Origin of the sequence: Pseudomonas sp. R3-56 (genome assembly GCF_051132075.1) — a bacterium.
Taxonomy (GTDB): Bacteria; Pseudomonadota; Gammaproteobacteria; order Pseudomonadales; family Pseudomonadaceae; genus Aquipseudomonas.
Genome location: NZ_CP071657.1, coordinates 3505908 through 3520549 on the forward strand (window position 1 = coordinate 3505908; position 14642 = coordinate 3520549).

14 protein-coding genes are annotated in these 14642 nt (G+C 63.0%); 4 read left to right on the plus strand and 10 right to left on the minus strand.

Going from position 1 to position 14642, the window contains the following annotated elements; genetic code table 11:
- The first annotated feature begins 31 nt into the window (after window positions 1–31).
- The 4 genes from J3P96_RS15575 (at window position 32) to J3P96_RS15590 (ending at window position 4266) form a co-directional block, all read left to right on the plus strand.
- Entirely contained in the window at window positions 32–1330 is a 1299-nt protein-coding gene (locus J3P96_RS15575) for an MFS transporter (RefSeq protein ID WP_434604417.1), read from the plus strand.
- An 18-nt stretch (window positions 1331–1348) separates the two neighbouring features.
- Window positions 1349–2197 (plus strand): transketolase, encoded by an 849-nt coding sequence (locus J3P96_RS15580; RefSeq protein ID WP_434652158.1) that lies wholly within the window; start codon window positions 1349–1351, stop codon window positions 2195–2197.
- Window positions 2194–3216, plus strand: a complete 1023-nt coding sequence (locus J3P96_RS15585; protein ID WP_434652160.1) for a transketolase family protein — start codon at window positions 2194–2196, stop codon at window positions 3214–3216. Before J3P96_RS15580 ends, J3P96_RS15585 begins: the two co-directional genes overlap by 4 nt.
- A gap of 63 nt (window positions 3217–3279) precedes the next feature.
- Window positions 3280–4266 carry an alpha/beta hydrolase gene (locus tag J3P96_RS15590; protein WP_434652162.1) on the plus strand — a complete coding sequence of 329 codons (987 nt, stop codon included), beginning with the start codon at window positions 3280–3282 and terminating at the stop codon, window positions 4264–4266.
- Here the strand turns inward: J3P96_RS15590 and J3P96_RS15595 are convergent.
- The 10 genes from J3P96_RS15595 to J3P96_RS15640 form a co-directional block, all read right to left on the minus strand.
- Window positions 4218–4604, minus strand: coding sequence for a hypothetical protein (locus tag J3P96_RS15595; protein WP_434652164.1), 387 nt, complete (start codon window positions 4602–4604; stop codon window positions 4218–4220). The two genes, J3P96_RS15590 and J3P96_RS15595, sit on opposite strands and share 49 nt — an antisense overlap.
- Window positions 4605–4614: 10 nt before the next feature.
- Window positions 4615–5847 (minus strand): SfnB family sulfur acquisition oxidoreductase, encoded by a 1233-nt coding sequence (locus J3P96_RS15600; RefSeq protein WP_434652166.1) that lies wholly within the window; start codon window positions 5845–5847, stop codon window positions 4615–4617.
- 168 nt (window positions 5848–6015) lie between these two features.
- Window positions 6016–6792 (minus strand): ABC transporter ATP-binding protein, encoded by a 777-nt coding sequence (locus J3P96_RS15605; RefSeq protein ID WP_434652168.1) that lies wholly within the window; start codon window positions 6790–6792, stop codon window positions 6016–6018.
- Window positions 6793–6817: 25 nt separating this feature from the next.
- Entirely contained in the window at window positions 6818–8152 is a 1335-nt protein-coding gene (locus J3P96_RS15610; protein WP_434652170.1) for an ABC transporter substrate-binding protein, read from the minus strand.
- A gap of 88 nt (window positions 8153–8240) precedes the next feature.
- A complete protein-coding gene (locus J3P96_RS15615) occupies window positions 8241–9305 on the minus strand; it encodes a branched-chain amino acid ABC transporter permease (protein ID WP_434652172.1) in 1065 nt (354 codons plus the stop codon).
- Window positions 9306–9309: 4 nt separating this feature from the next.
- On the minus strand, window positions 9310–10191 hold the full coding sequence (locus J3P96_RS15620) for a branched-chain amino acid ABC transporter permease (protein WP_434652174.1): 882 nt from the start codon (window positions 10189–10191) through the stop codon (window positions 9310–9312).
- Window positions 10188–10958: an ABC transporter ATP-binding protein gene (locus tag J3P96_RS15625; protein ID WP_434652175.1), complete on the minus strand. Its 771-nt coding sequence runs from the start codon at window positions 10956–10958 to the stop codon at window positions 10188–10190. Before J3P96_RS15625 ends, J3P96_RS15620 begins: the two co-directional genes overlap by 4 nt.
- Window positions 10955–11926 carry an AMP-binding protein gene (locus J3P96_RS15630; protein WP_434652176.1) on the minus strand — a complete coding sequence of 324 codons (972 nt, stop codon included), beginning with the start codon at window positions 11924–11926 and terminating at the stop codon, window positions 10955–10957. Before J3P96_RS15630 ends, J3P96_RS15625 begins: the two co-directional genes overlap by 4 nt.
- Window positions 11927–11930: 4 nt before the next feature.
- Window positions 11931–13346, minus strand: coding sequence for an LLM class flavin-dependent oxidoreductase (locus tag J3P96_RS15635; protein ID WP_434652177.1), 1416 nt, complete (start codon window positions 13344–13346; stop codon window positions 11931–11933).
- Window positions 13347–13599: 253 nt separating this feature from the next.
- The gene (locus tag J3P96_RS15640; protein ID WP_434652178.1) at window positions 13600–14529 is read right to left on the minus strand and encodes an ABC transporter substrate-binding protein; all 930 of its coding nucleotides are present in this window, start codon (window positions 14527–14529) and stop codon (window positions 13600–13602) included.
- Window positions 14530–14642: the final 113 nt, after the last annotated feature.

Genomic DNA, 14642 nt, shown 5'->3' on the forward strand with positions numbered 1-14642 from the left:
GCGGTAAATAAAAACAAGAGATCAGGCCATCATGACTACTTTGTCGCTCGAAGCGGTTTCGACCGTGCGCTCCAATGCCTACCGGAAAACGGCCTGGCGGCTGATGCCATTCCTGATGCTGTGCTATTTGTGCGCCTATCTGGACCGGGTCAACGTCGGCTTCGCCAAGCTGCAAATGATGAACGACCTGGCGCTCAGCGAAACCGTCTACGGGCTGGGTGCGGGGATGTTCTTCATTGGCTACTTCCTCTGCGAAGTCCCCAGCAACGTCATTCTGCACAAGGTCGGCGCTCGCGTGTGGATCGCGCGGATCATGATTACCTGGGGCATCATTTCGGCGCTGTTCGCCTTCGTCGAAACGGCCTGGCAGTTCTATGCCCTGCGGTTTCTGCTCGGGGTCGCCGAAGCAGGGCTCGCGCCGGGATTGCTGCTCTATCTGACCTACTGGTTCCCATCCTATCGCCGTGCGCGCATGACTGTGCTCTGGTTCATCGCCATCCCTTTGTCAGGCATGGTGGGCGGTCCGCTCTCGGGCTGGATCATGAACCATTTCGCCGGCGTGCACGGCTGGGCCGGATGGCAGTGGATGTTCGTGCTCGAAGCCATTCCCACCGTCATTGTCGGTTTGCTGGTGCTGAGTTACCTCAAGGACGGCGTCCATCAGGCCCACTGGCTGGACGATGAAGAGAAGGCGTTGGTCAGCCGTGAACTGGCCGAGGACAACCAGCAGAAGGTCACCCATGCCTCGGTGGGCGAGTTCGTCCGCGACCGCCGCCTGTGGTTGTTGGCAGGTATCTACTTTTGCGTCGTCATGGGCCAGTACGCCATCACCTTCTGGCTGCCGACGCTGGTGCGCAACGCCGGGGTTTCCGATCCGCTGCACATCGGTTTCCTGACCAGCCTGCCCTATCTCTGCGCGATCGCGGCCATGTTGCTGATCGGCCGCAGCGGCGACAGATATCGCGAGCGGCGCTGGCACCTGATCGTACCGATGATCGCCGGTGCCATCGGGCTGACGCTCGCCGCGCTGCTGGGGGGCAACATCCTGCTGTCCATCCTGAGCCTGTGCCTGGCGGCATCCGGCATCCTTTCCGCGTCCTCGATGTTCTGGATGCTGCCCACGACCCTCCTCGGCGGGGTGTCCGCCGCCGCAGGCATCGCGGCGGTGAACAGCTTCGCCAACCTCGCCGGCTTCTGCTCTCCCTATCTGATTGGCTGGATCACCACGCAAACCGGCTCCAGCGCCATCGGCATGTACCTGATCACCGGCGTGCTGCTGGGCGGCGCCTCGCTGGTGCTGCGCATCCCCGCCGCCCTGGTCAATCGTTAAGTTCACCGGAGTTTCACCATGACTCGCTCGCTTTCCTCTGCTTCATCCATGTCCCTGACCGAACGCGCCCACAATATCCGTCATCACGCGCTGCGCATGGGTCAGGTCCAGGGCCAAGGCTACGTTGGCCAGGCCCTGGGCGCCGCCGACCTGCTGGCGGTCGCGTACTTCCACGCCATGAACTATCGGCCCGAAGACCCTGACTGGGAACAACGTGATCGCTTCTATCTCTCCATCGGCCACTATGCGATTGCGCTGTACGCGGCATTGATCGAGGCCCGGATCGTTCCGCTCGATGAGTTGGAAACCTACGGTGCGGACGACAGCCGCCTCCCCATGTCGGGAATGGCGGCGTACACGCCGGGTATGGAAATCACCGGCGGCTCCCTCGGCCAAGGCCTGGGCATCGCCGTAGGCGCCTGCCTGGGGCTGAAGCGCAAAGGCTCGCCCGCCTTCGTCTACAACCTGCTCTCGGACGGTGAACTGAACGAAGGTTCAACCTGGGAAGCGGTGATGTCGGCGTCGCACTGGAAACTCGACAACCTGATCGCCATCGTCGACGTCAACAACCAGCAGGCCGATGGATACTCCAGCGAAATTCTCTCGTTCGAGCCGATCGTCGATCGCTGGCAAGCCTTTGGCTGGTTTACCCAGCGCGTCGACGGCAACGATCTGGATGCGCTGGTCGCGGCATTCGATGCCGCGCGCAACCATCCCGCCGGACAGCCCCGGGTGATCATCTGCGATACCCGCATGGGCAAGGGCGTGCCATTCCTGGAAAACCGCGAAAAGACCCATTTCATCCGCGTCGAAGAACACGAGTGGGACCTGGCGCTGAACAACCTTGCAGAAGGAAAAAAGCCATGAACAACGCCGCCAACACACCGAACGCGATGGGCGAACCGGGCAAAAAACGCCTCACCACCTCGGCGATGATCGCCTCGATTGCAGCCGAGGGCCAAGCCACGAAACCTGCACCATTCGGACATGCGCTGGCTGCATTGGCCGACCAGCGCCCGGACATCGTCGGGCTGTCCGCCGATCTGTCCAAATACACCGACCTGCACATCTTCGCCAAGGCCCATCCGGATCGCTTCTATCAGATGGGCATGGCCGAGCAGTTGCTGATGAGCGCAGCAGCTGGCATGGCCCGGGAAGGTTTCGTGCCGTTTGCCACGACCTACGCGGTGTTCGCTTCCCGTCGTGCCTACGACTTCATCTGCATGGCGATCGCCGAGGAAAACCTCAACGTCAAAATCGTCTGCGGCTTGCCGGGCCTTACCACGGGTTACGGCCCCAGCCACCAGGCCACGGACGACCTGGCGATCTTCCGCGCCATGCCCAACCTGATGATCGTCGACCCCTGCGACGCGCTGGAAATCGAACAGGCCGTGCCCGCCATTGCCGCGCACCAAGGCCCGGTCTACATGCGTTTGCTGCGCGGTAACGTGCCCCTGGTGCTGGACGAGTACGGCTACACGTTCGAAATCGGCAAAGCCAAGACCCTGCGCACCGGCAACGATGTGCTGATCGTTTCCACCGGGTTGATGACGATGCGTGCTCTCGAAGCCGCCAAGCAATTGCAGGCAGACGGCGTCGACGTCGCGGTACTGCACATGCCGACCATCAAGCCGCTGGATGAACACACCCTCCTTGCCGAGGCCAGAAAGCCGGGACGACTGGTGGTGACCGCGGAAAACAGCTCTGTCATCGGCGGGCTCGGCGAAGCGGTTGCCGGGGTCCTGCTGCGCAACGGCGTGACGCCGACGTTCAGGCAAATAGCCTTGCCAGACGCCTTCCTCGACGCGGGCGCGCTGCCGACACTGCATGATCGCTACGGCATTTCCACCCAGGCCGTTTGCGCGCAAATCAAAGCCTGGCTTTAACGGCAAAGCGCCGGGTACCGGCAACAGGTACCCGGCGGTTCAAACAAAGGGGAGCGCAACCTGATGCCTGAGCAATGGCTCGATCCCGCATTTCGCGGCCTTGTCGCCTCGGGTGCTGAACAATGGTCGCTGGACACGCTGCCGGCCATCCGCACCCGAGTCCATTCGGGCTTCAAACCCGAGCATCGCGCACGATGCGAAGTACGCTGGATCCCCGGCCCCGATACCGCACGCTTGCGTCTGTGCCTCTATCGGCCGAAAGGCCTCGGGCCAGACGCAAGCCTTCCGGCGATCCTGTCCATCCATGGCGGTGGCTTCGTACTCGGAAGACCCGAGATGGCCGATGACTTCCTGGCCGACCTGGCCGACGAACTGAGTGCGTTCATCGTTGCGGTGGATTATCGACTGGCGCCAGAACATTCCTTTCCAGCGCCCCTTGACGACTGCTACAGCGCCCTCGCCTGGCTGTTCGAAAACAGTCAGGACCTGAGCCTGGATCCCCGGCGCATTGCCGTGATGGGCCATAGCGCCGGCGGCGCGCTGGCCGCCGCATTGGCGATCATGGCCCGCGACAGAGCCCGGTTTCCGCTCGCCGGCCAGGTCCTCATCTATCCCATGCTCGATCACCGCACAGGCTCAGCGCAATCACCCTATCCCAGCGGGCAGACAGGCACGTTCAGTTGGTTGCCGGAGCCCAACCAGTTCTGCTGGACATGCCTGCGCGGTGGCTACGCCCTGGACGATGAACGTGTCGGTCTGTTTTCCCCGGCCCTGCAACCCGACCTGCGCAACCTGCCGCCGACCTTCATCGCCGTCGGCTCTCAAGACCTGTTCCTTGAGGAGGACGTGGATTTTGCAATGCGGTTGTCTCGCGCCGGAGTGGCCATGGAACTCCACGTCTATCCTGGAGCCCCGCATATGTTCGACCAAGTGCCAGGGCGCATCGCGGATCAATTGACCCTAGATATCGTCCGGGCGTTGAAAGGACTTTTGAGCAGCCGTCATGCCTGCCCTCCCTGTCCATCAGCCAGCGCCGCGCCGTTGAGGTAATGGTCGCCCAGCAGCCGACGCTGGGTCAGTAACGCCGGCTCGGCTGCATCCGGCAACGGCCGCGGCAAGCTGCGCCCGGCCAGCTCGAAGAATAGATGCGCACCGACACGCGCCGCCTCGGCAGCAGCCAGACGAAAGGCAATGGCGGACGATTGGGAAGCGTTGGCGCGTTCGAGCAACGCATCGGCAGCGTCGATACGGATACGCAGGTCACCGACCGCGGCGACCACCAGGGCTTCATGTCGCGCGCTCTGCCCGCGCAGGTAGTCAAGCAGAGCCGCCTCGACGTGGCGGGCATGGGCGAGGTCGCTGCGACCCTGGGAGGGTGAATGGGACATGCTCGATACCTCAGTTCCAGGAGTGACGTTGCGGCTTGATTTCGTTGAGAAGCTGGTTGCCGACCAGGTGATATTTCCAGCGCACCGGGTCATGCAGGGTATGGGTCCGCGCATTGCGCCAGAACCGGTCCAGGCCCTGGCTGGCCGAGACGCTGCGCGTGCCGCCCAGCTCCAGCAGGCGGCTGGAAGCCTCAAGGGCAATCTCGGTGGACAGCACCTTGGCCTGGCCTACGACCACAGAGGCTTCGGCGACCCGTTCCTCACTGGGCTCGGCGACCGCGAGATCGACCGCTTGGGCCGCGCGCTGCAAAATCGCCTCGGCCGCTTGCAGCCGCCAGGCCAGCTCGCCGATCAGCGCTTGGCCTAGCGGATCCTGCCAACCGTGTTGCAGGCCGCTGTCGACCCAAGGACGCGCCTGGCGGGCGACACGCAGGGTCTCGGCGAAGGCACCCCGGGCAATGCCGGTGTCCACCGCGGCCTGGATGATCTGCGAAATCGGGCCATCGGCAGTGGGCTGGTCATAGGCTTTCCAGGCAGGTACCACGTCGCGGGCAGGCACGCGTACGCCTTCGATGCGCACTTGGCCGCTGGCGGTGATGCGTTGGCCGAAACCGTCCCAACTGTCGATTACCGTCAATCCGGCGGCATCGCGCGGAACCAGCGCGATATGCACATGCCCCGCCTCGTCCACCGCGGCTACCGGCACGATATGAGCGAACAATGCACCGGTGCAGTAGGCCTTTTCTCCATCAAGTACGGCCGTGTCACCCTCGAAGCGAATCTGCGTCTGGAACGTGGTGACGTATTGGCTTCGCGCTTCGGAAAAAGCGTTACCAAAGCGATACCCCTCGAGCACCCTGGCGTAGTAGCGCCGTTTCTGCTCTTCGCTGCCGGTCAAGCCAAGATTGCTGAGTACCCCGAAATGGTTTTGCGGCAACTGACCGAGGGAGGAATCGGCTGCGGAAATGATGGCGATCACTTCGCTCAGCGTGACATAGGACACCCCGGCGCCGCCGTAGGCCTTCGGCACGCTGATCGCCCACAACCCGCTTTCGGAAAAGCGTTCGAGTTCTTCCCAGGGCAGACGTCGGTCGCGGTCGCGGGTTGCCGCCTCGCGAGCGAAATCCCCGGCCACACGGTGCGCCACCTCGATCGCCTCGGCGTCGCTGCGAATGAGATGGGCCGGGCGCCGAGGCACCGGACGAACCTGCTCGGACGGATCAATAGTCGCTGAATGGCTCATGTGTTGCTCCTTTCGTAACGGGTTCATCAACAGCCAGAGCACAGTCCGTACCAACCCTCTAAACCCTTTTTTTTCAAAGAGTTGTGAACCATTAGCGGGCTGGACAAAGCCCCTGCAACAGCAAATTGCGGATTCACTGTTGCCCACAAGACAGCGGAAAACCGGCACTCAACCGGTCTTGCCGCCCAGATAGAAATGCTGGATGTCTTCCCGCGCCGCCAACTCCGCACCGCTGCCCTCACCCACGACCCGACCGTTTTCCAGGACGTAGGCGTAGGTGGCATGGCGCAGCGCAACGTTGATGTTCTGTTCGGCCACCAGGAAGCTCATGCCTTCCTGGGCATTGAGCTGGGCGACGATGGCAAAAATCTCCTCGACGAGGATCGGCGCCAGCCCCATCGAAGGTTCATCCAGCAATACCAGCCGAGGTCGGGTCATCAGCGCCCGACCGATGGCAAGCATTTGCTGCTCGCCGCCGGATGTCAGCCCGGCCTGGGTCTTGCGCTTGGTCTTGAGACGAGGGAACCAGGCGTAGATGCGCTCCAGATCCTGTTCCAGTTCCCGGCGCGTCGGGTTACGCAGGAAACCGCCGGTACGCAGGTTGTCCTCGACGGTCAGGTGGGCGAACACGTGGCGCCCCTCCAGCACATGGACAATGCCTTGGCGGGCCAGCAGGTTGGCTGCGACGCCGGCGGTATCACGCCCCTGGAAAGTGATCCGGCCGCGGCTGACTTGCGCACGGTCAGCCTGGACCAACCCGGAAATGGCCTTGAGCGTGGTGCTCTTGCCAGCCCCGTTGGCGCCCAGCAGCGCAACGATGTCGCCCTGCCCGACCCGCAGGGAAACCCCGGCCACGGCGAGGATCGCGCCGTCGTAGATGACTTCGATGTCGTGCACCGCCAGCAACTCGCTGCTTGCGGTGCCCGCAAGGGCCGCAATGGTCATGGGTTCTTCCTCCTCGTGCGCACGGCTACTGCGCCGCGCAATCGCGGGCCGTTACGCCCTTTTCTTTCGCATACTCGGCGGCCTTGGCGTCGATCAATGGGCGCAACGTCGCGCGGTCGGCCTGGACCCAGTCGGTGATCAGTTTCCATTGCTGGCCGTCCCATTGTTGTACCTTGGCTGCCCCGCCACCTTCATGGTCGCTGCAAGACAGCTTCAGCGGCTGCATCAGTCCAAGGAAACCGATCTCCTTGAGACGCGCGTCATCGAGGTCGAGATGCTCCAGGCCCCAGCGACCTTCCTCACCGTTGAGCGGACGATTGCCGAACTTCTTCTGCCCGGTGCGGATCGCCTCGACGGCAATGGCGGCATTCACCAGGCCGGAGTTGTAATAGACGCTGCCGAAACTCTTCGGATCCTTGAGATCGCTCTTGCCGGTATCGAGGATGTACTGGCGAATGCGTTGGTGGATGTCGAAATCGGCACCGCCTGGATAGGGTGTCAACGCCAGGTAGCCCTTGCCGGCCTCGCCGGCCGGCAACACGTCCTCGTTGGAACTGGCCCAGATGTCACCGACGATGCGCTCCACCGGGTAGCCGAAACGCGCCGCGGTCTTGATCGCTACCGGCGTGGATACACCCCAGGTACGCAGGAACACCCAGTCCGGCTTGAGCTGCCGCACCTGGCGCCACTGCCCGGCCTGTTCGTTGCCCGGATCCGCCACCGCGATCTGGATGTTCTCGAAGCCATACTTCTGCGCCAGCAGGGCCAGCGGCCCCTGGGTTTCCCGACCATAGGCCGAGTCATGGTAGACGGTGGCGATCTTCTTGCCCTTGAGCCTGTCCAGCCCGCCCTCGCGCTCAGCCACGTAATTGATGAATGCCGAAGCCTCGCTGTAGAACGTCAGCATGGCCGGGAAATTGTAGGGAAACACCCTGCCATCGGTAGCCTCGGTCCGACCATAGCCGAGGGTGATCAGCGGAATCCGGTCGGCTTCGGCCTTGTCCGCGAGGGCATAGGCCGCCGGTGCACCGTTGGGTTGGTAGACCGCCACCGGCGCGCCGTTGAGGCCGTTCTTGAAGCGCTCGTAGCACTCGATGCCTTTTTCCGCCGTCCATTCGGTCTCGCACTCCTGCCAGACCAGCTTGACGCCGTTGACCCCGCCTTCCACCTCGTTGATGTAGCGCAGATAGTCGATCATTCCGGCCCACACCGGAATGCCGCTGGAGGCATAGGCGCCGACCCGGTAGGTGGCCAGGGGGAAGAACTGTTCGTTGGCCGCCTGGGCAACCGGTACCAGCGTTGCGCAGGCACCCAGTGCCAGGCCGATGGCAGCGAGGCTGCGTTTTAAAGTTGCATGCATGTTGGTCTTCTCGATTGGGGTCTTGTGCAGTGTTGGAAACCTCCTTTCCCTCGGTAGGGTCAAGGTTCGTTGGGTTGTGGGAAGGCGCTCAGAACCGCAGCGGCCAGACCTTGATGCGTTCACGCAGGTCACCGAGCAGGCGTGCCAGCCCTTCCGGTTCCTTGATCAGGAACCAGATGATCAGGCCACCGAAGAGCACCTTCTGCAGGTTCTGCAGTTGCCCGGCGTCGACGTTGCCGTTGAACAGCCATAGGCCGGCATGGCTGAGCAGGATCGGCACGAGGCTGATGAAGGCCGCGCCGATGAAGCTGCCGGCAATGCTGCCCATGCCGCCGATAATGATGATGAACAGAATCTGGAACGAACGATTGATGTCGAAGCTGCCTGCACTGGCCGTCCCCAGGTACGCGAACGCCCAGAGCGCCCCGGCGATTCCGAGGTAGAACGAACTGACGGCGAAGGCCATGCGCTTGTCGCGCTCCACGGCGATCCCGATGACAGCGGCAGCGGTGTCCATGTCCCGGATGGCCATCCAGTTGCGGCCAATCTGGCTGCGCACCAGGTTGACCGCCACCCAGGTCAACAGCACCACGCAACTGAGGGTCAACAGGTAGCGACCGACCGGGGTGCCGAGGTTATGGCCGAACAGCTCCAGGCGTGGCGCGCTGATGGTGCCGGACGAGGCGTAGTTGTAGAACCAGGGGAATTTGGCAAACACCCATTCCAGGGAGAACTGCGAGGCCAGCGTGGTGACCATCAGGTAAAAACCCTTGATCCGAGAACTTGGAATGCCGAACAGCAGCCCGACCAACCCGGTAATCACTCCACCGCCAAGCAGCGCCAGTGGCAACGGCAGCCCGGGCACGCGCAGCAGCAGGCCGTAAGTGGCGAACGCGCCCACGGCCATGAAGCCGGCGGCGCCGACCGAGGTCTGGCCGGTGTAGCCGGTCAACAGGTTCAGCCCCACGCCTGCCAGCGACAGCACCAGGAAGGGAATCAGGATCGCGTTGAGCCAATAGTCATTACCGAGCCACGGCAACCCGATAAAAGCCACCAGTAGCAGCAACAAGAGGCCCGGCCGCCAACGCCGGCGCACCAGGGTCAGGGGTGAGTCGTCGAAGCTGGCAGTGAGGCGCGCAACAGTAGCGGTCATGGCGTCATACCCGTTCAATGATCCGGTCGCCGAACAGGCCGGACGGACGGATGTAGAGGAAGATCAAGGCGAGGAAATAGGCGAACCAGGGCGTGATGCCTCCGCCGATCAGCGGACCGATGTAAGCCTCGGCAAGATTCTCCGCCGCACCGACGATCAGCCCGCCGACGATGGCCCCGCCGATCGAGGTGAAGCCGCCGATGATCAGCACCGGCAGCGCTTTTAGCACCACCAGCGAAAGCGAGAACTGCACGCCCTGTCGCGCGCCCCAGAGCAACCCGGCGACCAGGCCGACCACCCCGGCCACGGCCCAGACAATCTGCCAGATGCGATTGAGGTTGATGCCCAGCGACAACGCCGCACGGGTATCATCGGCCACGGCGCGCAGGGCGATCCCGATGCGGGTCTGGTTGAACAGCAAGGCCAGCACCGCCACCGTCAGTCCGGACACTGCCGCCGCCATCAAGTCGAATTGGCTGACCATGATCTCCCCTACGAACAGCGGGACGTCCTCGATGCCCAGGTCCAGCGCACGCACCTGGGCGCCCATCAGTCCTTGGGCCAGGCCCTCGATGATAAACGACAGGCCGAGGGTGGCCATGAACAGGGTGATCTGCGATCGGTTGACCAACGGCCGTAGCACCAGGCGCTCGATCAACAATGCGCCGACGATCATCACCAGCACCGTCAGGACCAACGCGAGGGCAAAAGACAGGCCCTGCTCACGCAAGCTGACGAAGGTCAGCGCGGCGAACAGCAGCATCGCGCCCTGAGCAAAATTGAACACGCCGCTGGCCTTGTAGATCAGCACGAAACCGATGGCCACCAGTGAATACAGAGTGCCGGCCAGCAGCCCGCCAACCAGGGTTTCCAGAAAGAAATTCATGAGTGCGAGGCCCCCAGGTAAGCGGCGATCACATCGGGGTTGGCCTGCACCTGCGCGGGCGTGCCGTCACCGACCTTGCGTCCGTAGTCCAGCACCACCACATGGCTGGACAGCCCCATGACCACCGGAATGTCGTGTTCAATGAGAATCACCGTGGTGCCAAGGTCGCGATTGATATCGACGATGAAGCGGCTCATCTCCTGTTTTTCTTCAGCGTTCATGCCAGCCATCGGTTCGTCGAGCAACAGCAGGGTCGGCTGCGCGATCAGTGCCCGGCCCAGCTCCACGCGTTTCTGCAAACCGTAGGCGAGGCTGCCCACCGCGACGTCACGCCAGGCCTGCAGTTCGAGGAATTCCAGCACCTGCTCGGCCCGCTCGGCGAACGCCCGCGCCTCGCGCCGGGCGCGCGGCAAGCCCAAGGCCTGCTCGAGAAAAAACGTACGCTGCAAGCGCGACAGGCCAGTGAGCAGGTTGTCCACCACGCTCATTTTCTTGAACAGCGCGTTGTTCTGGAACGTCCGGCCGATACCAAGCCGCGCCGCCTTCAATGGATGCGGACGGCGCAACGGTTCGGCAGCGAAGAACACCTGGCCGGCATCGGCCCGGTAGACCCCGTTGAGGATGTTCAGCAGCGAACTCTTGCCCGCACCGTTCGGCCCGATCAACGCGCAGATCTCGCCAAGCCTGACGCTGAACGAGAGGTCGGAAATCGCTTTCACGCCCCTGAACGACAGCGACACATTACGCACCTCCAACAGCGCATTCATGCGGCTCGCTCCAGATATTCCTGCAACCAGGCCTGGCGCGCCGAGCCTTGCAACAAGGCGTCTGCGGGCGCGCTTGGCACCTCGATCCGGCGCAGCCGCTGGAACCCGAGCAGACGCCGCACCCGCGACTTGAGCCAGCGGCGCAGGCCACGTCGCGGATCATCCAGGGTCCATTCGCAGAGGCGTCGCCGCCAACTGCCCGCAATCGGCAGCCGGGCTTCGATTTCCGCCGCCAGCGATTCGACTCGCGCAGCGGACAACAGCAAGGCCGTCGGGGCAATCTCGCGGCGATCGCGGCTGGCCGATTCGCGAGCTTCCGGAAAGGCCAGGCCTTCACCGCCCTCCAGCCAGCGACGGAACAGATGAGTCAGCCCATCACGCCATTCAGTGCCCTCATCGATCCATACCACCGCGTCCTTGGCGACCTGGGCCCAGCCCTGGCGCTGCGCTGCCGGCGCCTCGGTGACGAACAGCACCGACAGTGACTGCACCTGCCAAAGGCCACGACGCGCCGCACTGGCCTGGGCCGAATACAGCCGCAGCGGCCACTCTTCATCCAGGCCGCACTGCAGCCAGTGCGAGACACTTTCGCGGCGCTGGACAAAGGCGAACGCCGGGCGGATCAAACGTAACTGGCGTTGCAGATCCTCGCCCTGACTGTCGCGGTCGACGACCACGCTGTGTCCACCCAGCTGGCGCGCCGCCAATGTCAGGATCAGCAGGCTCGGCTCGAAGGCACCGCTCAATGCCAACCGCGCGCCAGGGACGAAGCCTTGTTGGCGCAGGCCATCGCAAACCCGCTCGACCTCGCGTTGCACATCGATCCACCGCCAGGCCCTCCAGGCGCCGAGGCGTCGATGACGCATCGCGATCTGCGTCGGACGCTCCCTGGCCCAGCGCTGCAACGCCACGAGGGCGCTGTCCGTCACGCTTTCGGGCAATGGAGCATTGAGTTCGAAAACACTCATGCGCTTACTCCTCAACCAGGGCCGGCTCAGCGACACGAGCGCGCTGGGCCAGGCGATTCAAGTCCCGATAACCAGCGCCCGGGTGGCTGGCGGGAAGGCGCGGGCCGTCGCCGAACAGCTTCTCGCGCAGGGTGCCGGGGCGATATTCGTTCTTGTACACGCCGCGCTGTTGGAGTTCGGGCACCAGCAGCTCGACCACGTCGCGAAAGGTCTCATGGGCCCGGGCGTAGGCCAGGTTGAAGCCGTCCACATCGGTGTCCTCGACCCAGGCCTGCAACTCGTCGGCGACGGTTTGCGCGCCGCCGACGATCAACGGACCAAAGCCGCCGATGCCGACCCAATCGGCCAGTTCCTGGACTGTCCATTGTTTGTCGGGGTCGGCGGTGGAGAAGGTTTCCACGGCCGATTGAATGGCGTTGGTATGGATGTGCTTGAGCACCTGGTCGGGTCGGTACTGGCTGAAGTCGATGCCAGTCCAGCCGGAAACCAACGCCAGCGCGCCCTCATAGCTGCTGTAGGATTTCAGCTCCCGCCACTTGGCCTGTGCCTTGGCATCGGTCTCGTCGACGATCACCGTTTGCAGGTTGAAGATCAGCACCTTGCGCGGATCACGCCCGGCCTCTGCGGCACGTCGGCGGATATCGGCCACGGTCTTTTTCAGGATGACCTTCGACGGCGCCGCGACGAATACACATTCCGCATGGCCGGCGGCGAAATCCTTGCCACGGCTCGATGCCCCTGCCTGGTAGAGCACCGGCGTGCGCTGCGGCGACGGCTCGCAAAGGTGGATACCCGGCACCTGGAAGTGCTTGCCCTGGTGACGGATCTCATGGACTTTGCCCGGGTCGCTGAAGATGCCGCGCTCACGGTCGCGCACCACCGCGCCCTCCTCCCAACTGCCTTCGAACAGTTTGTAGAGCACCTCGAGGTATTCGTCGGCGTAGTCGTAGCGTGCATCGTGATCACTCAGCGCCTTCTGGCCGAGGTTACGCGCGCCACTGTCGAGGTAAGACGTGACGATGTTCCAACCGATGCGCCCCTTGGTCAGGTGATCCAATGTCGACAGGCGGCGGGCAAAGGGATAGGGATGCTCGAAGGTCAACGAGGCGGTCAGGCCGAAACCCAGGTGCTCGGTCACCAGTGCCATCGGCGTGATCAGCGCCAGTGGATCATTGACCGGGACTTGGGTCGCCTGGCGGATCGCGGCGTCACCATTGCCGCCGAGCACATCGTAGATACCGATCACATCGGCAATGAAGATGCCGTCGAACTTGCCGCGCTCCAGCAGTTTGGCCAGGTCGGTCCAGTAATCCAGGTCTTTATACTGCCAGGCACGATCCAGGGGATGTCGCCAGAGCCCTGGAGACTGGTGGCCGACGCAGTTCATCTCGAAGGCATTGAAACGAATTTCACGTGGCATGGGAACTCCTGCTCGATGGGTTCAGCACCCCATCCGGGCGCTTTCTCGTTGCTGTCTCAACATGATTCATGCCAGTTCGTAAATTCCTTTATTTACAGTGGGTTACTCACGCAACCGGGCAATCAGGGTGACTGCCTCCCAACACCGGTGTTGATCAATTGTTCGATAACAAACAGTACGGACGTTCGCTCGGGACCGTTTGCCAACACCCAGCCGACGGCCTAGTCCGGAACCGGCCATCGCTCATCAATGTTCAATGGCTGAAGGCTTGGTTGAAGGAAGTGTCGATAACGCCAGCAGTGGCCAGCGGAGCCGATAGCGCCTTGACCTTGAACAGGAAGTCCGCCGTGCTCTGCAGGTCGGCGGCGGACTGCTGGTCCACCGGACCAACGCTCATGTGGGCCTGGCGCAACCAATGGCGCGAAACGTCCTGGTCAAGATTGGCCTTCTTTGCCCAGAGGTCGGCGTATTGGTCGGTGTGGTTGTCGACCCAGGCGCGGGCTTGTTTCACGCGGCCGAGGAAGTCGGCGATGGCTTCACGCTTGCTGTCGATGGCCGGCGTCGAGGCGGCTATGGCGCTGAGGCCGGGCATGAGGTCCTTCGCCGTCAGGATCGGCCGGGCGCCGGAGAAGAGGATCTGTTGTGAGATGTAGGGCTCCCACACCGGGAAGGCATCGATGCTGCCCTGGGGCAAGGCAGCGGCTGCATCAATGGGCATCAGCTTGATGAAGTCGACGTGGTCTTCCGGCAAGCCGGCCCGTTCCAGGGCGCGCAGTGTCAGTTGCTGACTCCACGCCCCGGGCCAATAGGCGACCTTCTTGCCCTTGAGGTCGGCGATGGTCTTGACCGGCGAGTCCTTGGGCACGAGCAGCGCGATGGTGTCAGGGTTCTGCCGCGAGACGCCGATCAACTTCACTGGTGCCTGTTTGGCTGCCAGGAACAAAAAGCCCGAATCGCCGAGGAAACCCAGGTCCAGGTCACCGGTACTCAGCGCCTCGGCCAGTGGCGCGGCCGCTTGGAAGTGCTTCCAGTCGACGCGATAGGGGGCGCCCTCAAGCACACCCGAAGCCTCCACCGAAGCCCGTACGTTGTAATAGTTCTGGTCGCCGACATGCAGTACCAATGGCTCGGCGGCCTGGGCCAACGGTGCGGCAGACAATGTGCTGAGCAGTAGACGTTGCAAGAATTGACGGGGCTGCGTGAAAGACTCCTGAGTGAATTTGTTAGAACTTAACGCTCTTGTAATTCAACTCAGAAATTCTTTTAAGGCATAAGCTCATAAGTCACTTGCGACCG

Bases quoted from the DNA above. Each gene is read 5' to 3' on its own strand.
- J3P96_RS15575 (WP_434604417.1), top strand. From the start codon at position 32: ATGACTACTTTGTCGCTCGAAGCGGTTTCGACCGTGCGCTCCAATGCC.
- J3P96_RS15580 (WP_434652158.1), top strand. From the start codon at position 1,349: ATGACTCGCTCGCTTTCCTCTGCTTCATCCATGTCCCTGACCGAACGC.
- J3P96_RS15585 (WP_434652160.1), top strand. From the start codon at position 2,194: ATGAACAACGCCGCCAACACACCGAACGCGATGGGCGAACCGGGCAAA.
- J3P96_RS15590 (WP_434652162.1), top strand. From the start codon at position 3,280: ATGCCTGAGCAATGGCTCGATCCCGCATTTCGCGGCCTTGTCGCCTCG.
- J3P96_RS15595 (WP_434652164.1), bottom strand. From the start codon at position 4,604: ATGTCCCATTCACCCTCCCAGGGTCGCAGCGACCTCGCCCATGCCCGC.
- J3P96_RS15600 (WP_434652166.1), bottom strand. From the start codon at position 5,847: ATGAGCCATTCAGCGACTATTGATCCGTCCGAGCAGGTTCGTCCGGTG.
- J3P96_RS15605 (WP_434652168.1), bottom strand. From the start codon at position 6,792: ATGACCATTGCGGCCCTTGCGGGCACCGCAAGCAGCGAGTTGCTGGCG.
- J3P96_RS15610 (WP_434652170.1), bottom strand. From the start codon at position 8,152: ATGCATGCAACTTTAAAACGCAGCCTCGCTGCCATCGGCCTGGCACTG.
- J3P96_RS15615 (WP_434652172.1), bottom strand. From the start codon at position 9,305: ATGACCGCTACTGTTGCGCGCCTCACTGCCAGCTTCGACGACTCACCC.
- J3P96_RS15620 (WP_434652174.1), bottom strand. From the start codon at position 10,191: ATGAATTTCTTTCTGGAAACCCTGGTTGGCGGGCTGCTGGCCGGCACT.
- J3P96_RS15625 (WP_434652175.1), bottom strand. From the start codon at position 10,958: ATGAATGCGCTGTTGGAGGTGCGTAATGTGTCGCTGTCGTTCAGGGGC.
- J3P96_RS15630 (WP_434652176.1), bottom strand. From the start codon at position 11,926: ATGAGTGTTTTCGAACTCAATGCTCCATTGCCCGAAAGCGTGACGGAC.
- J3P96_RS15635 (WP_434652177.1), bottom strand. From the start codon at position 13,346: ATGCCACGTGAAATTCGTTTCAATGCCTTCGAGATGAACTGCGTCGGC.